23 protein-coding genes are annotated in these 21,199 nt (G+C 70.5%); 12 read left to right on the forward strand and 11 right to left on the reverse strand.

The genetic code is table 11. The annotated features are described in order from the left end of the window. Nucleotides 1–136 precede the first annotated feature (136 nt). Nucleotides 137–649 (forward strand): formaldehyde-activating enzyme, encoded by a 513-nt coding sequence (gene fae / locus ACXJY8_RS05480; protein WP_056220318.1) that lies wholly within the window; start codon nt 137–139, stop codon nt 647–649. Nucleotides 650–821: 172 nt separating this feature from the next. Here the strand turns inward: fae and ACXJY8_RS05485 are convergent, their stop codons facing one another. Further along, nucleotides 822–1,547, reverse strand: a complete 726-nt coding sequence (locus ACXJY8_RS05485; protein WP_463777110.1) for a HisA/HisF-related TIM barrel protein — start codon at nt 1,545–1,547, stop codon at nt 822–824. A 77-nt stretch (nt 1,548–1,624) separates the two neighbouring features. Between ACXJY8_RS05485 and ACXJY8_RS05490 the strand changes: the two genes are divergently transcribed. Continuing rightward, nucleotides 1,625–2,650, forward strand: coding sequence for a hydantoinase/oxoprolinase family protein (locus ACXJY8_RS05490; RefSeq protein WP_463777114.1), 1,026 nt, complete (start codon nt 1,625–1,627; stop codon nt 2,648–2,650). 21 nt (nt 2,651–2,671) lie between these two features. After that, nucleotides 2,672–2,872, forward strand: coding sequence for a hypothetical protein (locus ACXJY8_RS05495; protein ID WP_463777116.1), 201 nt, complete (start codon nt 2,672–2,674; stop codon nt 2,870–2,872). 190 nt (nt 2,873–3,062) lie between these two features. On the opposite strand, the gene ACXJY8_RS05500 is transcribed toward ACXJY8_RS05495, so the two are convergent. After that, on the reverse strand, nt 3,063–3,794 hold the full coding sequence (locus ACXJY8_RS05500) for an SDR family NAD(P)-dependent oxidoreductase (RefSeq protein ID WP_463777119.1): 732 nt from the start codon (nt 3,792–3,794) through the stop codon (nt 3,063–3,065). Between the two features lie 82 nt (nt 3,795–3,876). On the opposite strand from ACXJY8_RS05500, the gene ACXJY8_RS05505 reads away from it, so the two are divergent. Then, the gene (locus ACXJY8_RS05505; protein ID WP_463777121.1) at nt 3,877–4,269 is read left to right on the forward strand and encodes a winged helix-turn-helix transcriptional regulator; all 393 of its coding nucleotides are present in this window, start codon (nt 3,877–3,879) and stop codon (nt 4,267–4,269) included. Between the two features lie 87 nt (nt 4,270–4,356). On the opposite strand, the gene ACXJY8_RS05510 is transcribed toward ACXJY8_RS05505, so the two are convergent. The 9 genes from ACXJY8_RS05510 to ACXJY8_RS05550 all read right to left on the reverse strand — a co-directional run bounded on the left by ACXJY8_RS05510 (nt 4,357) and on the right by ACXJY8_RS05550 (nt 12,322). Further along, nucleotides 4,357–5,727, reverse strand: coding sequence for a glycosyltransferase (locus ACXJY8_RS05510; RefSeq protein ID WP_463777123.1), 1,371 nt, complete (start codon nt 5,725–5,727; stop codon nt 4,357–4,359). Between the two features lie 187 nt (nt 5,728–5,914). Further along, entirely contained in the window at nt 5,915–6,178 is a 264-nt protein-coding gene (locus tag ACXJY8_RS05515; protein WP_463777126.1) for a hypothetical protein, read from the reverse strand. A gap of 366 nt (nt 6,179–6,544) precedes the next feature. Continuing rightward, the gene (locus ACXJY8_RS05520) at nt 6,545–7,504 is read right to left on the reverse strand and encodes a beta-propeller fold lactonase family protein (RefSeq protein WP_463780401.1); all 960 of its coding nucleotides are present in this window, start codon (nt 7,502–7,504) and stop codon (nt 6,545–6,547) included. Continuing rightward, nucleotides 7,504–8,040, reverse strand: coding sequence for an SRPBCC family protein (locus tag ACXJY8_RS05525; protein WP_463777128.1), 537 nt, complete (start codon nt 8,038–8,040; stop codon nt 7,504–7,506). The genes ACXJY8_RS05520 and ACXJY8_RS05525 overlap by 1 nt, the downstream gene beginning before the upstream one ends. 30 nt (nt 8,041–8,070) lie before the next feature. Beyond that, entirely contained in the window at nt 8,071–8,667 is a 597-nt protein-coding gene (locus ACXJY8_RS05530; RefSeq protein ID WP_463777130.1) for a DUF447 domain-containing protein, read from the reverse strand. A gap of 4 nt (nt 8,668–8,671) precedes the next feature. Beyond that, nucleotides 8,672–10,279, reverse strand: a complete 1,608-nt coding sequence (locus ACXJY8_RS05535; RefSeq protein ID WP_463777132.1) for a DUF6513 domain-containing protein — start codon at nt 10,277–10,279, stop codon at nt 8,672–8,674. Beyond that, nucleotides 10,276–10,866, reverse strand: a complete 591-nt coding sequence (locus ACXJY8_RS05540) for an amino acid kinase family protein (RefSeq protein WP_463777134.1) — start codon at nt 10,864–10,866, stop codon at nt 10,276–10,278. The genes ACXJY8_RS05535 and ACXJY8_RS05540 overlap by 4 nt, the downstream gene beginning before the upstream one ends. Then, nucleotides 10,866–11,609 carry a (5-formylfuran-3-yl)methyl phosphate synthase gene (locus ACXJY8_RS05545; RefSeq protein ID WP_463777136.1) on the reverse strand — a complete coding sequence of 248 codons (744 nt, stop codon included), beginning with the start codon at nt 11,607–11,609 and terminating at the stop codon, nt 10,866–10,868. The genes ACXJY8_RS05540 and ACXJY8_RS05545 overlap by 1 nt, the downstream gene beginning before the upstream one ends. A gap of 188 nt (nt 11,610–11,797) precedes the next feature. Beyond that, complete coding sequence (locus tag ACXJY8_RS05550; protein ID WP_463777139.1) at nt 11,798–12,322, reverse strand: DUF3280 domain-containing protein; 525 nt, start codon at nt 12,320–12,322, stop codon at nt 11,798–11,800. 235 nt (nt 12,323–12,557) lie between these two features. On the opposite strand from ACXJY8_RS05550, the gene ACXJY8_RS05555 reads away from it, so the two are divergent. From ACXJY8_RS05555 to ACXJY8_RS05590, 8 genes are all read left to right on the forward strand, one after another. Continuing rightward, nucleotides 12,558–13,781 carry an ABC transporter substrate-binding protein gene (locus tag ACXJY8_RS05555; RefSeq protein WP_463777142.1) on the forward strand — a complete coding sequence of 408 codons (1,224 nt, stop codon included), beginning with the start codon at nt 12,558–12,560 and terminating at the stop codon, nt 13,779–13,781. Nucleotides 13,782–13,972: 191 nt separating this feature from the next. After that, entirely contained in the window at nt 13,973–14,983 is a 1,011-nt protein-coding gene (locus ACXJY8_RS05560) for a YVTN family beta-propeller repeat protein (protein ID WP_463777144.1), read from the forward strand. A gap of 215 nt (nt 14,984–15,198) precedes the next feature. Further along, nucleotides 15,199–15,648, forward strand: coding sequence for a cupredoxin domain-containing protein (locus ACXJY8_RS05565; RefSeq protein WP_463777148.1), 450 nt, complete (start codon nt 15,199–15,201; stop codon nt 15,646–15,648). A 27-nt stretch (nt 15,649–15,675) separates the two neighbouring features. Beyond that, nucleotides 15,676–15,927, forward strand: a complete 252-nt coding sequence (locus tag ACXJY8_RS05570) for a hypothetical protein (RefSeq protein ID WP_463777150.1) — start codon at nt 15,676–15,678, stop codon at nt 15,925–15,927. Continuing rightward, entirely contained in the window at nt 15,924–16,691 is a 768-nt protein-coding gene (locus ACXJY8_RS05575; protein WP_463777153.1) for an ABC transporter ATP-binding protein, read from the forward strand. Before ACXJY8_RS05570 ends, ACXJY8_RS05575 begins: the two co-directional genes overlap by 4 nt. Before the next feature lie 166 nt (nt 16,692–16,857). Continuing rightward, a complete protein-coding gene (locus tag ACXJY8_RS05580) occupies nt 16,858–17,763 on the forward strand; it encodes an ABC transporter permease (protein WP_463777155.1) in 906 nt (301 codons plus the stop codon). Continuing rightward, on the forward strand, nt 17,763–18,398 hold the full coding sequence (locus tag ACXJY8_RS05585) for a hypothetical protein (RefSeq protein WP_463777159.1): 636 nt from the start codon (nt 17,763–17,765) through the stop codon (nt 18,396–18,398). Before ACXJY8_RS05580 ends, ACXJY8_RS05585 begins: the two co-directional genes overlap by 1 nt. Nucleotides 18,399–18,664: 266 nt before the next feature. After that, nucleotides 18,665–21,097 carry a TonB-dependent receptor gene (locus tag ACXJY8_RS05590; RefSeq protein ID WP_463777163.1) on the forward strand — a complete coding sequence of 811 codons (2,433 nt, stop codon included), beginning with the start codon at nt 18,665–18,667 and terminating at the stop codon, nt 21,095–21,097. Nucleotides 21,098–21,199: the final 102 nt, after the last annotated feature.

A 21,199-nucleotide genomic window follows, 5' to 3' on the forward strand; every position in this document is an offset into this window, starting at 1 on the left:
GTAGGGTCCGCGCCGCGATCCGGGCTAACCGGTCCGGTCCCTCGATGGACTGGACGCCGTGAACAAGGATAGCTGCCGACCGCGCCTGAAGCTCGGGGGCGGTCACGTCTTTTCAAGACTTTGGGAGAAACCCCACATGGCGAAGATCAACAAGGTTCTGGTCGGCGAGGCCCTCGTCGGTGATGGCAACGAGGTCGCCCACATCGATCTCATCATCGGACCGCGCGGTTCGCCGGCCGAAGCCGCTTTCTGCAACGGCCTCGTGAACAACAAGCACGGCTTCACCAGCCTGCTCGCGGTCATCGCGCCGAACCTGCCCTGCAAGCCCAACACCCTGATGTTCAACAAGGTCACCATCAACGACGCCCGTCAGGCCGTCCAGATGTTCGGCCCCGCCCAGCACGGCGTTGCCAAGGCCGTTCAGGATTGCGTGGCCGAAGGCACGATTCCCGCCGACGAGGCCGACGACCTGTTCATCCTGGTCGGCGTGTTCATTCACTGGGAAGCGGCCGACGACGCCAAGATCCAGAAGTACAACTACGACGCCGTGAAGCTCTCCATCGAGCGCGCCGTCAAGGGCGAGCCCACCGCTGCCGTCGTCACCGAGCAGCGCAACTCCGCTTCGCACCCCTTCGCGTCGAACGCTTAGATCGGGGGCAGTCCTGGGCAGAGCGCGCCTCCGCCCGCACCGCGGGGCCTGCTCCAGCGACTGGCTTCCATCTTCCTCGGACGATGAACACGACACGGGGCGGCCTTCGGGCCGCCCCTCTTTGTTCGGGACCGGGCGGCCTTCGGGCCGCCCCTCTCCTTTGCGCGGGCGCTCAAGCCCGCAGCGTCCCGTCATGGATCGCCGAGGCCACGAGGGCGCCGGCCACGCCGCCCCGCCGCAGGGCCGCGACGTCCGCCGCGTCCCGCACCCCGCCCGCCGCGTAGAGGCGCGTGCCCGGGCTCGCGGCCGCCACCGCCGCCAGACGGTCGAGATCCGGCCCGGCCCCCACGCCGATCCGGCCCAGCGTCATCACGATGACGTCGCGCGGCCAGTGGGCCGGCGTCTCGTGCAGCGCCGCCGGACCGAGCCGCTCGCCCTCCCGCGTGTCGAGGGAGAACACCGCCCGGTCCCCCAGGGCGCGCACGAGGCCGGCATCCGCCTGGCTCTCGCTGCCGATCACCGGCCGGCCGAGGCCCGTGCCGAGGAAGGCCTCGACCCCGGCCGCATCGGCGAATCCCGCATCGACCCAGAGGGTGGTGCCGGGGCAGGCGGCCGCGATGGCGTCGAGGCTCGCCGTGTCGGGGGCGGCTCCGTCGATGATCGCGTCGAGGTCGGCCACGTAGAGGATCCGGGCCGGCACGGCGCCCAGGAGCCCGCGGGCCACCTCCGCCGGGGCCGATCCCTTTGCCAAGGGCGTGACGATCGGGGCATAGGAGGCGCGGTCCCCGGCCCGCGCCCGCACCACGGCTCCGTGGCGCAGGTCGATCACCGGGATGATCTCGAATTCGTCCGCCCTCCGGCTCTCTCCCGCGTTCAGGCCCGCCCGTGACATCACCATCTGGATCTCCTGCATCTGGATACCCCGCCTCGGGACACCCTGCCTCGGGATCCCCTGCCGCAACCCCCGGCACGCCGGTGATCGGCTGGGATCTCGGCGGGGTCCATGTCAAGGCGGCCCTGGTCCGCGACGGCCGCGTCGCCGCCGTGGTCCAGGCGCCGTGCCGCCTCTGGCGCGGGCTTCCCGCCCTGGACGAGACCCTGGCGCAGCTGCCCGCCTGGACGCGCGAACCGGCCGACCACGTCGTCACCATGACGGGGGAACTCACCGACTGCTTCGACGGCCGCACCGACGGCGTGCGGCAGATCTCCGCCTGGGCCGCGACGCATCTCGCCGGCCGGGTGCGGATCTATGGCGGCCGCTCCGGCCTGCTCGCGCCGGACGCCGCCGCCGCGCACGCCGCCGACATCGCCTCGGCGAACTGGCACGCCACCGCCGCCCTGATCGGCCGCCACGTCGCCGACGGGCTCCTGGTCGACGTCGGCTCCACCACCGCCGACCTCATCCCGATCGCGGCCGGCGCACCGGCGGCGGCCGGCTACAGCGACGCCGAGCGCCTGGAGACGGGGGAGCTCGTCTATACCGGCGTGGTGCGCTCGCACCTCGTGGCGCTCGCCGACCACGCCCCGTTCCGGGGCCGGCGCACTGGGCTGATGGCCGAGACCTTCGCCACGGCGGCCGACATCCACCGCATCCTCGGCGACCTGCCGGAGGGCGCCGACCAGCAGCACAGCGTCGACCTCAAGGGCAAGTCGATCTCCGAGAGCGAGACCCGCCTCGCCCGCATCGTCGGCCGCGACCGCGACGAGGGCAGCGCCGCCGAGTGGCGCGCCCTGGCGGCGCATTTCGCGGAGTGCCAGCTCCGGCTGCTGCACGATGCGGCGGCCCTGGTGCTGTCGCGCCGGACGCTGCCGGCGGAGGCGCCCGTCGTGGTGTGCGGCGCCGGCCGCTTCCTCGCCGAGCGCCTGGCCGCCCGCCTCGGCCGGCCGGCCCTGGCCCTCACGGACCTCATCGCAGGCCGGCTCGCCGAGGCCGGGGCCGACTGGGCCTCCACCTGCGGCCCCGCCGTCGCCGTGGCGCTGCTGGCAGCCGACCCGTCCTGATCCCCTGGAGAGACCCCACGCATGAGCACGCCGCAGAAACTCGCCCGCATCCTCGCCACCCGCTCCGGCGGCGGCATCGAGCTCGCCCTCGCCACCGAATCCGGCCAGACCCTGCGGGTGCTGGCGACCCAGGACCAGATCGACATGCTGGTGGACGAGCTGGAGGACATCCTGAACTCGCCGGAGGAGCCCGACGCCCCGGAGCCGCCCGCGGCGGCCTGAGGGGCAGGGAGTCGCAGGCTCTCGCGGTCGGCGCCTGACGCCCGGTCCCGTCCGTGCGCGCCCCCCGGAAGCTCCGCTCCGCGGCAGCTGGGTGGAGGATGGGCTCTGTCTGGGTCGGGTGGTTGCGAGATGGTCTGCTTCGGGCAGGCCGACCGGCCGAAGCCGACAGGCCGAACCTGCTATCGAGACGCTAGATCTGGCGCATCCCGCCATCGACGCACAGTTCGGCCCCCGCGACGAAGCTCGCTTCGTCGCTTAGGAGGAACAGCGTGGCCGCCGCCACCTCCTCGGGACGCGCCATGCGGCCCAGTGGGATCGGCGCGATCAGTGCGGCCCGCTGCTCCTCAGGTACGCCCGCCATCATGGCGGTGTCGGTCGGGCCGGGGGCCACCACGTTCACGCGGATGCCCTGCGGGGCCAGTTCTGCTGTCCAGGTGCGCGCGTAGGAGCGCAGCGCCGCCTTCGTCGCGCAATAGGTCCCGTAGGGCGTGATGCCTGCGGCGTCGGCGATCGACCCCATCAGCACGACCGACCCACCCCGCCCCATCGCGGCCAGCGCCGCCTGCAACCCGAAGACCGCCCCACGGACGTTGACCGCGAAGTGCCGGTCGAAATGCTCGGGTGTCCCGTCGCGCAGGGTCGCCGGTTCCGAGAGGCCCGCGTTGAGGACCAGCGCGTCGATCCGGCCATGCGTCTCCCGCACCGTCTCCACGACGCGGTGCAGATCCTCCCGCAGGGCCGCGTCCGCGACGAGACCCTGCGCACCGCGCCCGATCCGCGTCGCCGCTGCCTCGACCTCGTCGGCCCGCCGCCCCGTGAGGACGACCGACGCGCCCTCGATCGCCAGCCGCTCGGCGACCGCGAGACCAATGCCCTTCGCTCCCCCGACGACGAGCGCAACTTTGTCCACCATGCGAGCCATCGCGGCATCCCTTCATCTGCGACCGCGCAAGAGATACACAGCATATATCTGCTATCAAGAACGCACTTAGGATAGCCTAGATATGGCCGATGATACCGATCTTGATGCCCTGTCCGCGTGCGCGCTCGCCGACATGGCGCGGGTCCGCCCGGTGTTGGACAAGATCGCCGATAAGTGGACGATCCTGATCCTCACGGTGCTCTGCCCGCGGCCGGCACGGTTCAATGCGATCAAGCGGCGGCTCGACGGCATCACGCACAAGGCGCTGGCGGACGCGCTGAAGCGGCTGGAGCGCAACGGGATGGTGACTCGGACAGTGCTGCCGACCGCCCCGATCGGCGTCGAGTATGCGATCACCCCGCTCGGCCATTCCCTGCGCCAACCCTTCGAGGCGCTCTGCACCTGGGCACTCGACAATGGCGCGGCGATCGAGGCGGCCAACGACGAGCATGACCGCCTCAGAGCGAAGCCGTGAGACGATGTCTGCCCTCGGTTCGCCGGAGGTTGCACCGCGATCCCGCATCAGGGTCGACATCTGCCGGTCCAGGTCGCACGGCCCGCGCTAGGCGACCGGCTCCGCCCGTTCCAGGTGATCGCCGCGCAGCGGTCCCCCCGCGCCCTCGGACTTGGCCTCTGACATGGCTTCTGACATGGCCTCTGGCATGGCCTCGACCAGGGTGCAGGCATCGGCGATTCCGTCCTGTTGCGCGCAGTGTCTTCGGGCGTCCGCGCAGCTCCGGCGGATCTCCGGATCGGTCATCATCCGCGAGAGCGTCGACACGCCTCGGCGGGTGAAGGCCCGCCGGGAGAGGTCGACACCGAGACCGAGCTTCGCGATGCGCGCGGCATTGTCATGTTGATCGAAGCCATTCGGAACCACCATCTGGGGTATCCCGGCAGCGAAGGCCTCGAAGCATGTCCCGATTCCACCATGGTGGATCAGAGCGCCGGCATGGGGCAGCAAGGCGCCGAACGGCACGCTGCGCTCCACGAACTGGTCCGGTCGCCTCGGTTCGACGACGGATTCCGCGTCGCCCGTGACGAGCACCGCCCGTCGGCCCGCCTCCGCGCAGACCCGCGACGCCGTGCGAAAGAAATCGCGTCCGTGCCGCATCGTCGATCCGTAGGTCACGACGACAGGCTTCTCTCCCGACCGCAGAAAGGCGACGAGTTCCGAGCTCATCTCGCCCGTGAAACCGGCAGCCTCGACGCGGGGAAACCCCGTCTGTCGCGTCTGCGGCAGCCAGTCGGGCTGGGGCGGCGCGAACCAGGGCGGCGCCGTCAGGCAGAGCCGGTCGGGTGACGGCAGCCAGTCCGAGAGATTGCGGATCGGCTCCAGCCCCAGCTTGACGCGGAGCGCATTGAGGGCCGGAAGGCGCTCGGGATCCACGACGAACCGCTCGGCGAGGCGCTGGATACGATGGATCGCCGGTCCCGGGAGCCACGATGGGAGGGGAAGCCCTGGCAGAACCGGGGGCTGATAGCGGCTGCGCATCAGGAATGGCGACAGGTAGAGTGTCATCAGCGGAAAGCGCTGGAGATCGCGCGCGAGCCGCAGGCCGAAACTCAGCATTCCGCCGACGGCAACGAAGGGCACGCCCTCCGAGCGTGACCGCAGCAGCCCCTCCTCGACGAGGGACCGGCTGGGCTCGGCGAGTTCGACCGCGAGGTCGAACATCAGCTTCATCCCCTTTTTTGGGTGCCAGAGGTCAGGATCGGCGTGCAGGTCCTCCATACGCCGGGCCGAGCCGATGGCACGGAAGGTCAGACCGCTCGCCTCGATCTGCGCACGATAGTTCGAAGTCGTGGCGAATGAGACGTCGTGGCCGCGCCCGAGCAACCTCTTGCCGAGACCCAGGAAAGGGATGATGTCACCAAGACTGCCAAGGTTCGATATCAGGACACGACGCTTGGATGCGTGAAGAGGATTCATGCGCGCGATCCGGCCTTGCGGGCTGGTTTCTGGCGGGCTGGTTTGATGTTGTGTCGGCGGCATTCGAGCATGCGGACCGGTGCGGGCCGACCGAACCCGTGATCCTGAATCGGTGTCGCGCCGGCCTCGTCGATCAGGGCCGCGCACGCCCCTGCGCCATCACGGCAGCGAACGGATGGCCGCACGTTCAGCGGCACTGCTGATCGAGGAGCCCCGCGATGTCGAGCCCTCCGAACGACATGCCGGGCTTGAACGGCGGGCCGGGAAGAATCCGGACACGACCAATCTCGCTGAAGAGTTCGAGGGGCTGTTTCACGCTCCACGATCCGTCCGGGTTGTGCGTGAATCGGGAGCAGTCCAGTTCCGCCTGACCCGTCGGCTGTTGCGCATGCGCCGAACTCGCGACGAGCATCAAGGCGGAAAAGCCGGACAGGGCAGATCGCGACAGCATGGGTATGTCCTCAAGCAGAGCGCGAGGATTTAGGAGTCCAGTCCGCAAAAGCCAGCCAGGAAACCCCGCTGGCGACGCATCCACCTCCGGGAGACACGCGCCCCGGCGCCTGTGTCGCCGGCATCGGGGGCAAGACGACTCCACGACCGTTTCTGCGCGCAGGGCCGCTTTGGGAAAACGCTCACGGCACCTCAGGCGCAGGCAGGGCGGTACGCTCGCCCGTAGGCGCCGGACCAATCGCCTCGCACAACCCCCACAGGCCGTGATTGCGTCGAGCCCGGCGAACGGCCGCTTCCGGGCGAACAGCCAGGGTGCACTCTTCGCACGATCCGGCGCCTCACGCGCGGCGCACCCGGCCTCCGACGCTCACCGCAGGAAATCCCCGAAGGCCCGGGGCCCGTCCGGGACCTTGATCTCGCCCGTCACCTTGAGCGTGGTCGCGTCGATCACGCTCAGGGTGTTCGAGCCCCAGTTCGCCACGACCAGGCTGCGGCCGTCGCGGGCGGCGGCGATGCCCTCCGGGTGGTCGCCGACCTCGATCGCCGCGACGTTGGTGAGCGTCTTCAGGTTGAACACCGTGACGGTGCCCGAATATTGGTCGGTGACGAAGCCGCGCGGGCCGGCCAGAGCCACCACGTAGGGCCGCTCGCCGGTGGTGACCCGGCCGAGCTCGCGCCGGCCGGGCACGTCGATCACCGAGACGTCGTTCGAGGTCACGTTGGCGGTGTAGGCGCGGGTGCCCTCGGCATCGAGGGTGATGCCGAAGGGATGCCGCCCGACGGGAATCCTCTGGATTTCCCGCGCGCTGGCGACGTCGACCACCGAGACCGAATCGCCCTCGCGGTTGGCCACCAGGAGGGTGGCGCCGTCGGGGGTCACGGCGAGGCCGGAGGGCGAGGCGCCGACCTGGATCTCGGTGTCGAGGCGCGCGCCGTCGGGCGAGACCACGAAGACGCGGCTGCCGTACCAGTCGGCGACGTAGACCGCGCCGGATTTCGGGTTGACCGCGATGCCGAGCGGCCCGCCCGGCAGCGCGAGGGTGCCGGTCACCGTGCGGCTGGCGAGATCGACCACGGCGAGGCCCGGCCCCTCGGGGCGGGTGACGAAGGCCGTCCGGCGGTCGGGGGAGAGGGCGATTCCGGCGGGCGCGCCGTCGATCGGCACCTGCGCGGCCACGCTGCCCGCCTCGAGATCGACGATCGCCAGGCTGTTGGCGCCCTGGGCGGTGACGAGGGCCTCGTCGGCCCGGGCCGGGGCGCCGAGCAGGACCAGGCTCAGGAGGAGAGGGCCGGCGAAGCGCCGGCCCGTCCCCGTTCGCGATGCGATCAAGAACCGCTCTTCTCGATCTTGGCCTTCAGGGCATCGAGGCCGGTGCGGTAGAGGCCGCGCACGGCCTTCTGCGAGGCCTCGTCGTTCAGCTCGGGCGGCGGATCGTTGTTCATGTAGCCGCGGTAGAAGGCGCCGTCCCAGGCGACCTTGGACTTGCCGCCGCCGGCATCCTCGACCTTGAGGGTGGAGGAGTAGTCGTTCACCGGCAGGGTCTTCACGTCGACCTTCGTGATCCGGTACGAGTAGCTCATCTTCTCGGCGGAGTACTTGTACAGCTCCTCGTCCACCGTGGCACCGCCCTTGAGCGTCAGCGTCCGGGTGGCCTTGACCTCGTTGCCGCCCTTGCCCTCGGTCTTCTCGACCGGCGGCAGCCAGCTCATGTCCTGGAAGTTGCCGATCACGGCCCAGACCTTGTCCGGGGATGCGTTGATCTCGACGGTCTCCTCGACCTTCTTGCGGGTCGGGCCGTGCGCCTGGGCGCCGAACGACACCAGGGCGAAGGCCGCCACGGTCGCCAAGTTAAGAAACTTCATCGGGTCTTCGTCTCCTCGGAAATGCACATTCTACGGTGCTGGGGGGGAACGCTCGAGGATGCGGTCGTCGCGGCCGAGGGCCGCGGCGACCTTGTCCTCGATCCAGTCCCAGGCCTCGCGCTCGGCGGGCCCGGCGGTCTTGGCGATCGCGATGGCGTGGTAGCGCATCTCGGTCAGGATCTTGTCGGGCTCCAGCATGTGCAGGCGGGTGGAGAGGATCGCCGCCTCCAGCACCGCCGCCTGCGCCCTGTTGTAGCCGATGAAGGGGATATGCGCCGCCGCATGGACCATCCGTCCCCGGTAGCGCGGACGCACGGGATCGTCCTCAATCGCCGCGACCTCGAACTCGGCATGGCCGAAGCTCTCGGCGAGGCGGCGCCCGGCGATGCGCGCGCAGGGCAGGGTCGGCCAGTCGCGCCGGCCGGTCACCGCCCCGGCGATCACCCGCACGTCGCTGGGGCTGGAGGCGGCGAAGACCGGGTTGTCGGCGAGGTTGAGGATGGTGGGCGAGGGCCGGAACGGCGCCAGGATCCAGTCCTGGCCGTCCTGGATCAGCCCGAACGGCACCAGGTGCAGCGTGCCGTCGCGGGCGGTGGTGGTGACGACGGTCTCGAGGATCAGCGGCACGGGATCAGCCCTTTCCCGCGGGGGCGACCCGGTCCGCCGGGGCCGGCTCGTCGGGGACGAACTTGCCGCAGACGATGCGGCCGCCGCCCTCGGCGGGCGTCTCCGAGATCGCGTCGGCGGCCCGGGTCTCGCCCGGTCCCGTCGTCTCGGGGGCCGCCGCGCCGGCCTCGGGCGGCGTGGCGTCGCGGGCCGCGATCTCGGCCGCGGCGGGGCCGGAATGCTTCGTGTGCCCGGCCTTCTTGAAGGCGGTGGTGTCCTCCGCCTCGGCATCGGCCGCCGCCCCCCAGGCCAGGGGCTCGTCCTGCACGTAGCGCTTGCCCAAGCGCCAGGCGGTCTCGGCCTTGGTCAGCTCGCCGCCGAGATAGAAGGCGTGGGCGCCGTCGCTCGCCACGTTGCCGGTCCTCTGGAGATCGGAGAAGAAGGCCATCGCGTCGGTGCCGGTCGCGTGGAGGTCGCGGTTGAAGAGGTGGATGCCGTCCTCGGCCACGGCGATGCGGTAGTTCGGGTCCTTCACCTCGGCCGCCTGCATCGCGATCTCGTCCGGGGTCTGCACGTAGGGCCGCTTGTCGTGGAGGGCGAGAAGGCTCCGGCCGTAGCCCTTGGGCAGGGCCGAATCGGCGCGGGCCGCGAACATCACCCGGCGGGCGGCGTCGTGCTCCTCCACCGTCCGGCGGGTGTGGTTCGAGACCTGGACGATCAGCACGTTGCGGATGGCGAGTTCGGAGCACATCCCCACCAGCAGGGCGGTGACGCCAAGGCTGTCGGCCTCGGTGAGCTCGGTGAGGTTGCCGGTGCCCATCATCATCTCGATGCCGGGCCAGCGCTTGCGCGTCTCGTGGTAGCGGGTGATCGAGTCCACGAAGCCGAAATGGATCGGCTCCAGGATCGGGTCGGCCATGTAGGGCCGACCCGCCTTCTCCATGCGTTCGATGGCGCGGTCGAGGGAGGGCAGGTCGTCGGGGCGCACCGGCACCAGCACCGGCACCGCGTCGGTCTCGAAGGCCAGATCCAGGGTCTGCTCGTTGAGGCTGAGCAGGAAGTCGGCCCCCGCCCGGGCGCCCCGGGTCAGCTCGTCGAGGGAGAAGGAATCGACGCTGACCTTGAGCCCGGCGCCCTTCAGGAGGCGCACGCAATCCTCGAGATGCGGGAACTCGGTGTCCGGCAGGCCGCCGAGGTCGATCACGTCCGCGCCGCGCCGGGCGAGGTCGAGGCCCTTGGCCAGGATCTGCTCGGGCGTCATCTTCGAGGCGTCGACGATCTCGGAGAAGATGCGCAGGTCGTGGCGGGAGAGATCGACCGTGCGCCCGGCGAGGCCGAGATAGGCCGGCAGGTCGACGATCTCGTCGGGGCCGCGCTCCACCGGCAGGCCGAAATGCGCGGCCAGGGCCTCCGGATTGGCGCGGCAGCGCCCGGGCAGGACGATGCGGGTGGCGCCTTCGGGCATCGTCACCCGGCGACGGATGATCTCCTCCGTCATCAGGGCGGCGACCTTCACGCCGGCATCGGCGATGCTCCAGGCGTAGCGCTCCGGCGGCAGGGTGGCGGCGACCTTCTCCAGGCGCGCCTTGGCCATGCGGCCGGTGATGAAGACCAGATGCTCGGGCGCGCTCATGCGGCGGCCCTCGCGGAATCGAGGCCGGGACCACGAATCTCGATGCGGCCGGGATAGCGCGCCGCGAAGGCCGGGAAGGCCGCGTCGACGAAGCCGCTCCGGGCGAGCTCCGCCCAGTCCGTCCCCGCCGGCCGGTCGGCGGATTTCACCAGGCAGCAGCGCGGGGCGCCGATCGCGCCGGCGAGCCAGAGCGCCAGGCTGTCGGAGGTGACGTCCCAGGTCTCGGGGATGTCGGGATGGCCGTCCCGCAGGGCGACCGGGTCCCAGACCGGGACCCGGCCGGCCGCCAGGACGGCGGCGATGGCCTCCGGGTCCCGGGCGGGAACGAGGCGCGGCTCGAGCTCCGAAAGGATCTCGGCCATGCGGCCCATGGCGTCGAGGGCGAGGCGGTGGGCAAGGGCGTCGGAGAAGCCGAGGGCGGCCTGGGCGCTCCGCACCGCCTCGGCGAGGGGTCCGCCGCCGGGGACGACGACGCGGGGGGCCGCCGCGCCGTCGGCGAGGTGCGCGAGGCAGGCCCGCAGCCGGGGGGCATCGGCGACGAGGCTGCCGCCGAGCTTCACCACGGTCGGGGCGGCCGGCACGCGCATCAGGCGGCGTCCCGCCGGGCCGAGGCCCGGATCAGGCGCACGGCCTCGGCGACCCGGACGGGATCGAGGGCCCGGCGGCGGTCGCCCCCGACGCAGAGGCCGCCGCGGAAGCCGAGGTAATGCGGGCCGAGGGGGGCGAGGTCCGCGATGTCGGCGAGCGCCAGGGAGCCGGCAAGGCCCGAGACCAGGCCGTGGTCGCGGCAGGCGCGGGTGAAGGCCGCGAGCGCCGCCGGGGCCAGGTGGTCGGTGAGGCGGCGCCCGTCCTTGCCGGCGGTGTCGATCATGGCGCCGAGGAACCCGGCGCGGCGCAGGCGCGGCACGAGACCGGCGGCCTTCCCGTCTTCGGCGAACAGCACCGCGATCAGGCGGCCGGAGGCGGCGGTCCCGGCCCGGGCGAGGTCGTCCTCGGACCAATCGCCTCCCACCGCCACCTTCACGACGTCGACGCCGGTGGCCGCCATGGCGGCGATGGCGGGGACCAGCTCAGCCCGGTCCGGCTCGCCCGCCACGGCGCTCGCGCGGGCGCGGCCGGCCACCTGCGCCACGATGGCGCGGACGGTCCCGGCGGGGAGGGCGCCCAGCGCGCCGCGGTCGGGGTCCTTGGCATCGACGAGGTCCGCGCCGGCCTGGGCGGCGAGGTCCGCCTCGCCGGCATCCCGCACGCTCACGAGGAGCCGGAGGGCCGTGGAATCGACGGCGAAGGACCGGAAATCGACGGATGGGGAGACGCGAGGCACGGACATCAGCGCGGGTTTCGGTTGCTCGGGGGCCTCGGGGGAGACCATCGACGACGCCCGGGTCGGGAAGCGCCGCGCCCAGGGTGGCGCGGCCGGGGCAAGTTCGGCCTCAAGCTGGCGCTTCCGGCCTGAACGCGGGCCTAGCGCATGGGCGGGGATAAGGGAAACCCCCCGCCTTTCGAAAGCCCGACCGGTCAGGACCGGTTCGGCAGGGGCTCGGTGAGGAGGCGGTTCTTCACCACCCAGCGCATGGCGTGCGTCCAGGTGTCGTCGGTGTCGGCGCGGATCACCACCCGGCCGCCGCGGATGACCTTGCCGGTGGCGGCCTCCGCAATGGTCACGGTGAGGTTGAAGATCTGGTTGGAGCCCTTCTCGACGTAGCCGGAGACCGCGAGGTCGGCCCCCAGGGTCTTGGCGATGGCGGCCGCGCAGCCGTCGCACTTGTACAGGGGTGCCTGCTTGGCGATCTCGGCCGCCTGGGGGGCGACGTCCACGGGCTCGACGCTGTCGGCCAGCGCCTTGCGCAGCTCGTCCGTGACGAGGCCGAGGCGCCGGACCTCGTCGGGCCGGGCCTTGCGGCCGCCGACCACGCCGGGATCGAACAATTCGACCCCGAAGATCGCGGCCTTCTCGGGCGCGGCCCGGGCGGGGCCCGCGAGGACGCCGGCGGCGAGGAGGGCGGCGAGCCCGAGCGCTGAGCGGACCGGAGACGGGGCCATGGGCGAAGTTCTCCGCTGGGGGCGGCACCAGGAGGGACCACAGGAACGCGCCGGACGCCCGCACGATCCCGCCGGCTTCATCAGTTCCCCGAGATCTGCCCGGAAACCGTCCGGCGCGCAAATGCCGCCGCCCCGTTGCGGAGCTGCGTCCGAGGTTTCGGCCGGGCGCCCTTAGGAACCGCTTAGCAATCCGCGATTGAGCGCGGCGGCGCAATGTTGTTAGCCTCACCCCCACATGCTCAGCCCCGCACGCCTCCTCCTCGCCCCGCTCGCCCTCAGCCTCGGGCTGTGCGGCCTCGCCCCGGCCCCGGCCTCGGCACAGGAGCCGGCCGCGCCGGCCATCGCCCCGAGCGAGACCCATATCGGCCTGATCTACCGGCCCGAGCCCGCCCCCTCCTCCTACGACGCCGAGGCGGTGCCGGAGGACGAGGGCGTCGCCGGCGCCCGGATGGCGGTCAAGGACAACAACAACACCGGCCGCTTCACCAAGCAGACCTACGTCCTCGACGAGGTCGCCCTCGAGGGAGACAAGGATGGGGTGGCGGCGGCCCGGGACCTCGCCGGGCGGGGCATCCGCTACCTCGTGGTGGCGCTGCCGGCGGCCGAACTCCTCGCCATCGCGGATGCGCTGAAGGGGCAGGGCGTCACGATCTTCAACATCGCCGCCCCCGACGACCGCCTGCGCGGGGCCGATTGCCGGCGCGACGTCTTCCACGTCCTGCCGAGCCGGGCGATGCAGACGGACGCCCTGGCGCAGTTCTTCACCCTGATGCGCTGGCGCAAGATGTTCCTCATCGTGGGCCCGCAGGAGAACGACCGGCTCTATGCGGAGGCGTTCAAGAACTCCGCCAAGAAATTCGCCCTGAAGATCAACGCCGAGAAGCCCTGGACCTTCGGGCCGCTGGCCAAGGCGCGGGGCGACACGCCCACCCGCTCCGAGGCGATGGTCTTCACCCGGGGGCTCGACTACGACATGGCGGTGGTGGCCGACGAGGCCGGCGACTGGGGCGACTACGTCCCGTTCCGCACCGTCGATCCGCGTCCCGTGGCCGGCACGCAGGGGCTGATCGCCACCACCTGGCACCCGATGCTGGAGACCTGGGGCGCGGCCCAGGCGCAGAACCGCTTCCGCCGGCAGTCGGGCCGGCTGATGCGGCCCCTCGACTACCAGGCCTGGGCGGCCGTGCGCTCGGTGGGCGAAGCGGCGACCCAGAAGAAGACCGCCGACCCGGCGGTGCTCGCCCCCTACTTCGCCGATCCGGCCTTCAGCCTGCCGGCCTACAAGGGCGTCTCCCTGAGTTACCGGCCCTGGGACCACCAGCTGCGCCAGCCCCTCATCGTGGTGCAGCCCAAGGCCCTGGTCTCGGTGGCGCCCGAGCAGGGCTTCACGCACCAGCGCACGCCGCTGGACACCCTCGGCATCGACCTGCCGGAGACCACCTGCAAATTTCCCGACTGAGCACGTTTCCCGGCTGAACCGGCGCCCCGACCGATCCCGTCACGTTCGCGCGAGGCCGGGATCGCCCGGGCCACCTGCGGCAACACGATCCCCACCCGCTTGCAGTCTCCTGCTCCCCGTGGGAGGGGGCTGCACTATAGTAACGCCCAATCAATCGCGCACGACACAGCGATGGCCCCGAGGAGGAACCCATGAGCCGCGGCTTCAGGGCAGACGCGTCCGGAACGATCCTGGGCCTGGCGCTGCTGGCAGGCACGATGCTGGCCGGCACGTCGCTGGCGACTCCGGCGCAGGCCTACACGGTCTACGTGACCAACGAGAAGGGCAACTCGGTCAGCGTCATCGACACCGAGACGATGGCGGTGACCGGGACCTGGAAGGTCGGCCGGCGCCCGCGCGGCGTCACCACCAGCAAGGACGGCAAGGAACTGTTCGTCTGCGCCAGCGACGACGACCGCATCGACGTGCTCGACACCAGCACCGGCAAGGTCGTGCGCTCCCTGCGCTCGGGCCCCGATCCGGAGCAGTTCATCCTCGGTCCCCAGGGCAACCTGCTCTACGTCGCCAACGAGGACGACAGCCAGGTCACCGTCATCGACGTCGAGAAGAACAAGGTCATGGCCGAGGTGCCGGTGGGCGTCGAGCCCGAGGGCATGGGCCTGTCGCCGGACGGCAAGATCCTGGTGAACACGTCCGAGACCACCAACATGGCCCACTTCATCGACACCACGACCTTCCAGGTCATCGACAACATCCTGGTCGATGCCCGCCCGCGCTTCGCCGAGTTCACGGCGGACGGGAAGTATCTCTGGGTCTCGGCCGAGGTCGGCGGCACCATCAGCGTCATCGACGTCGCCGCGCGGCGGGTGATCAAGAAGATCACATTCAAGATCCCGAGCGTGAACGACGAGGCGATCCAGCCCGTCGGCATCCGCATCACCAAGGACGGAGCCAAGGCCTTCGTGGCGCTCGGCCCGGCCAACCGCATCGCGGTGATCGACGCGAAGACCTTTGCCGTGGAGAAGTACCTCCCCGTGGGCCAGCGCGTCTGGCAGCTCGCCTTCACGCCGGACCAGAAGCTGCTGTTCTCCACCAACGGCTCCTCGAACGACATCTCGGTCGTGGACGTGGCGGCCGAGAAGGTGGTCAAGAGCATCCCCGTGGGGCTGCTGCCCTGGGGGGTCGCAGTCTCGCCGAATTGAGTGCGTCCCTCTCCCCCTCGGGGCAGGGCCGTCGCAGAAGCCGGATTCGCGAGCCGAGGCGCCTCATGGAGCACCCCGTCATCGGCGCCCCGGAATGACGCCGCACCACCCTCTGCGAGAGCCCTGCCCCTGCGGGGAGGAGGGCTCCGCGAGATCGAAAACGACGACCGCTCCAAGGCGGCACCGCCCTCGGGCGGCCAACGGGAGGACAACGAATGACGCGAACGATGCGGCGCACCGCCCTCGCCCTGGCGGCGCTCCTCGCCACGGGTTCGGCCTGGCTGGCGCCGGCCCAGGCCCTCGACCTGACGAAGAAGCGCCAGAACCTGCCCGACCTCGTCCTCGGCAATGAGGAGGGCAACGACTTCGTCGTGGAGAACAAGGAGATCGAGCTCGAATCCGGCAAGGCCTACCGCCTGCGGATCGTCGCCAAGGGCCGGCAGGAGTACAAGTTCTACGCCACCGAGTTCTTCCGCAACATCTGGTTCAACCAGATCGTCATCCAGCACCTGGAGATCCACGGCAGCGGCCCGCCGGACCATTTCGAGTTCGACGATCCGGGCGAGATCGCGATCGAGTTCGTGACGATCCGGCCCGGCGAGTATCCCTGGTCGGTCCATGGCCTCGAATCCAAGGGCATGACCGGCAAGTTCATCGTGAAGTAAGTTCATCGTGAAGTAGGATCTCCGTCGATGCGCGCTCCCCCGGTTCTCGCCCTCTCCGTCCTCCTCGCCCTCGGGAGCGTCGCCGCCCGCGCGGACGACAAGGCCGCCTGCGCGGAGGGCATCGCGATGATCCGGGCCGAACTCGATAGACCCGCCCCCGAGGCGGTCCGGCCCAAGCTCAAGAAGGCCCTGCGGGTGGCCGAGCGCGAGATGGGGGAGGGCGAGTTCGACGAGTGCCTGGACGCGGTCGGCGACGCCAAGCGGGCGTTGAAGCCATGAGTGCCGTGATCACGAGTGCCGTAACCACGAGCCCCGCCCTCGAGGTCGCCCAGGTCAGCCACCGCTTCGGCGCGCGGGCGGCCCTGTCCGACGTCTCCCTCAGCGTCGCGCGCGGACGCTTCACCGCGCTCCTCGGGCCGAACGGGGCCGGCAAGACGACCCTGTTCTCGGTGATCACCCGGCTCTACTCGAACCAGGACGGCCGGGTCTCGATCCTCGGCCATGCCCTCGACCGGGAGCCGAGCCGGGCGCTGGCCCGCCTCGGCGTGGTGTTCCAGGCCCGCACCCTCGACACCGACCTGACCGTCGCGCAGAACCTCCTCTACCACGCCAGCCTGCACGGCATCGCCCGCAAGGCCGCCAAGGCGCGGATCGCCGCGCTCCTCGACCGCGTCGGCCTGGCCGACCGGCGCGACGACAAGGTCCGCACCCTCTCGGGCGGCCAGTCCCGGCGCATCGAGATCGCCCGCTCCCTGGTGCACGAGCCGCGGCTCCTGCTCCTCGACGAGCCCACCGTCGGCCTCGACCTCGAATCGCGCGCCGACATCGTCGCCATCGTCCGCGCCCTGGTGCGGGAGGAGGGATTGTCGGTGCTCTGGGCCACCCATATCTTCGAGGAGATCGACGCCGGCGACGACGCGGTCGTGCTGCACCGGGGCCGCATCGTCGCCCGCGGCACCGCCGGCTCCATCGCGCAGGGCGACGAGACCCTCGAGGCGGCCTTCCGCCGCCTCGTCGCCGAACCCGCGCGGCAGGCCGCATGATGTTTGATCGCTCATCGCAGCGCATCGAGGGCGGGTCCCCTCTCCTGGAAGGAGAGGGACAGGGTGAGGTGCGTGACCTGTCCGGAGGTGGACCACACCTCACCCCAGCCCTCTCCTTCCGGGAGAGGGAGCGTGTCGCGTCCTTCCAGACCGAGCGGTTTGCCCGATGACGCCTCCCGTGACGACACCGCCCACCCTTTCGGCTCCAGCGACACCCGGCTTGGCGGAACGCTCCGTGCCCCATCTCGGGCGCCTCGACGCGGTCGGCTACCTGATCTGCCTCGGCGGCATCGTGCGCCGGGAACTGCTGCGCTTCTTCAACCAGAAGGAACGCTTCTTCTCGGCCCTGGTCCGGCCCCTGGTCTGGCTATTCATCTTCGCGGCGGGCTTCCGCAACACGCTCGGCGTCTCGATCGAGCCGCCCTACCAGACCTACGTGCTCTACGAGGTCTACGTGGTGCCCGGCCTCGCGGTGATGATCCAGCTCTTCAACGGCATGCAATCCTCGCTCTCGATGGTCTACGACCGCGAGGTCGGCTCGATGAAGGTGCTGCTGACGAGCCCCTATCCGCGCTGGCTGCTGCTGCTCGCCAAGCTGATCGCCGGCGTCACCGTCTCGGTGGTGCAGGCCTACGCCTTCCTGGCCATCGCGTGGTTCTGGGACCTCGACATCCCGGCCCTCGGCTACCTGGCGGCGCTGCCGGCCTTCATCGCCTCGGGGCTGATGCTCGGCGCCATCGGCCTGCTGCTCTCCTCCATGGTCAAGCAGCTGGAGAACTTCGCCAGCGTGATGAACTTCGTGATCTTCCCGATGTTCTTCGCCTCCTCGGCGCTCTACCCGCTCTGGCGCATCCGGGAATCCTCCGAGACCCTGTACTGGATCTGCCAGCTCAACCCCTTCTCGCACGCGGTGCAGCTCGTGCGCTTCGCCCTCTACGGGCAGTTCGAGCCGATCGCCTGCGCGGTGGTCGTGGGCACCACGCTCGCCTTCTTCACCCTCGCCGTCGTCGCCTACGATCCCGGCCGTGGCATCATGGCCCGGCGCGGCGGCCCGGCCGGAGACAATTCCTGATGATTTCTCGCACGCTCAGCCTCCGCGCCCTCGCGGGCCTCGCCCTCTTGACCGTCGGCGCCGGCCCGGTCCTGGCCCAGCCGAAATCCGATCCGGACTGGCCCTGCGTCCAGCGCAAGGTCTCGACCCTGAGCCCCGGCACCGTCTGGACCGGGCCGGACCTCGAGGCCGCCGGCCCCTGGGGCGACGATTTCGAAGCCGCGGCTCTGGCCCAGAAGATCGCCTCGCGCCGCACGGCCCTGTCCGAGGTCGACCCGCTCCTCGACGATTTCGTCGCCAAGGCCGGCGCCGAGAAGGAGAAGCGCCTCACCCGGGTCTTCGCCGGGGTGTTCGAGGTGATCAACGGCGAGCGCAACAAGGTCGTCGCCGGCATCGGCCGCTACGCCCAGGGCCAGCGCCGCATGGCCGAGCGCATCCGCCAGGAGGCCGACCAGATCAGCGCCACCAAGGACGCGCCGAGCGCCCAGGATGCCCGCGACATCCCCAAGGACGCCTCGGAGCTCGAGACCAAGTTCACCTGGGACCGGCGCATCTTCCAGGAGCGCAGCTCGTCCCTGACCTATGTCTGCGAAGTCCCGACCCTGCTGGAGCAGCGCCTCGGCGAGATCGCGCGCAAGATCCAGGCCCGCCTCTGAGGGCGGGGCGTCGTCCGGGCCGCGGCCGACCCCGGACGGCATTGCCACTTTCTCCCGGGTGACTTGCTGAACTCTCCCCAAACCGTTGAAATCGTAAGAAAAATCGTGTCCGCAGCGCCACGCCGGACCACCAATCGAGCAGCCGGCGCGCAAAAGCGCTGAATCGGCGCGGCGTGCGATTGTTCTCACTCCGCGATCCTCGCAAGACTGTGTTCGAAGCCTCGGCCAAGGGGCAGGCACGCGAAGACGATCTTGGGGGACTGGGGATGACGAAGCGGACACTGCGGAGCAGCTTGCTGCTGTCGGTGGCCTTGCTGCCGGGCGCCGTTCTGGCGCAGGGTGCCGGCGGCCAGCAATCGGTGACGCTGAGCGAGCTCGACGTGGTGGCGACCACTCCGGTCGGCGCCACCGGCGGCGGCGGCGGACAGTCCCTCTACAAGATCCCGAACACCGTCGAGACCGTGACGGCGGCCGATTTCGCCCAGGACCGCGCCACCCTCGACCCGACCTTCACCCTGGCGCGCAAGACGCCGGGCGTGAACCTGTCGGACGGGCAGGGCAACGGCTTCCGACAGACCCTGACCTATCGCGGCTTCGACGCCTCGCCGCTCCAGGGCGCGCCCCAGGGCCTCGCCGTCTACCAGAACGGCGTGCGCATCAACGAAGCCTTCGGCGACGTCGTGAACTGGGACCTGATCCCCTCGGTGGCGATCAACCGGATCGACGTCGTCACCGGCAATCCGATCTTCGGCCTCAACGCCCTCGGCGGCGCGGTCAATATCGAGATGAAGAACGGCTTCACCTGGCAGGGCAAGGAGATCACCGTCAGCGGCGGCTCCAACGGGCGCATCCTCGGCTCGCTGCAATACGGTGAGGTCATCGGCCCCTGGAGCTTCTATTTCGCCGGCGAGGGCCTGCGCGACGAGGGCTGGCGCATCAAGTCGCCCTCCGAGATCGGGCGCGTCTATGCCGACCTCGGCCACAAGTCCCTCGACTCCGAGTTCCACATCATCGCGTCGGGCGCCAAGACCTTCTTCGGCGCCGCCGCCGCCACGCCGGTGGACTTCACCCACGTCAACGAGCGGGCGATCTTCACCTCGCCCCAGACCATCTCCACCGAGCAGGGCCAGATCCAGGTCACCGGCAAGGTCGCGATCTCGCCGACCTGGGACCTGCAGGGCAACGCCTACGTGCGCCGCCTCAGCCAGTTCGTGATCGACGGCAACGACGGCAATTTCGAGCAGTGCAGCACCCGCTCCAGCAACCGCGGTTTCCTCTGCTTCGAGGATGACGGCTTCGAGCGGGGTGCCCTGAGCGATCGTGCCTTCCGCGACCAGTTCACGATCCTGGGCCGCCAGGGCCAGCGCATTCCCTTCACCACGGGCGTGCCCTACGGCACCCTCGACACGATCCGCACCGAGGCCACCGGCTACGGCGGCACCCTGCAGGCGGCCAACCGCGACCAGGTCTTCGGGCACAACAACACCTTCGTGGTCGGCGGCAGCATCGATGCGGCCAACTACACCTACAAGGCGTCGAGCACCCTCGGGGTGATCAACCCGGACCTCAGCGTCACCACCGATCCGCTGAACCCGAACTACGGCACGATCCCGGGCCTCGGCACCGAGGCGATCCGCACGGCGGCGGCCCTCGGCATCGCGCCGAGCAACGTCACGGGCTCGAACCTCTACATGGGCCTCTACGCCCTCGACACCTTCGACGTCACCGACGCCCTGTCGCTCACCGCCGGCGCGCGCCTGAACTTCGCCCGCATCTCGACCCAGGACCAGACCGGCTTCTCGCCCGACGTGACGGGCACGCACTACTTCACCAAGGTGAACCCGGTGGTGGGTGCGACCTACCGCTTCTTCCCCTGGCTGAACCTCTACGGCGGCTATTCCGAGTCGAACCGCGCCCCGACGCCCCTCGAGCTCGCCTGCGCCAATCCCGACCGGCCCTGCCTGCTGCCGAACTCGCTCGTGGCCGACCCGCCGCTCAAGCAGGTCACCGGCCAGACCTACGAGGTGGGCTTCCGCGGCACCGTGCCGAACTTCTACGAGAACGGCCTGTTCAACTACAAGATCGGCGCCTTCCGCACCGACCTGCGCAACGATATCCTCCAGGTCGCGGTGCCGGGCAATGCCGCGCGCGGCTACTTCGTCAACGTGCCGGCGACCCAGCGCCAGGGCATCGAGGTCTCCGGCGAGTATGTCGGCGAGCGCCTCAGCCTCTACGGCAACTACGCCCTGATCGACGCCACCTTCCAGTTCGAGGGCGAGCTCTCCTCGCCCAACAACCCGCTCGCCGATGACGGCCTCATCAACGTCCGGCGCGGCAACAACGTCCCGCTGATCCCCAACCACCAGTTCAAGGCCGGGTTCAACTACCTGATCACGCCGATCTGGACCTTCGGCATGAACCTGTCGGCCTTCTCCTCGTCCTACTACCGGGGCGACGAGTCGAACATCAACCGCAAGCTGCCGCCCTACTTCACCGCGAACCTGAACACGAGCATCCAGATCAGCCCGAACGTGCAGGTCTTCGCCCTGGTCACGAACCTGTTCAACAACCGCTACGCCAATTTCGGCACCTTCGCCGAGACCGGCCCGGTGGCGGGCAACTTCGTGATCAACGATCCGCGCACCACCACCCTGGTCCAGCCGCTCTCGGCCTATGGCGGCGTGCGCGTGACCTGGTAGTCCGGCGCACCGGACAGGACGGGCGGGCGGGGGCGCGGGATCGGACACGATCCCGCGCGCCTTCGTTTTGAACCCGGCGCCCCGGTGCCGGACGGCGGCGCG

The sequence above is a fragment of the Methylobacterium sp. TK31 genome (genome assembly GCF_055361545.1).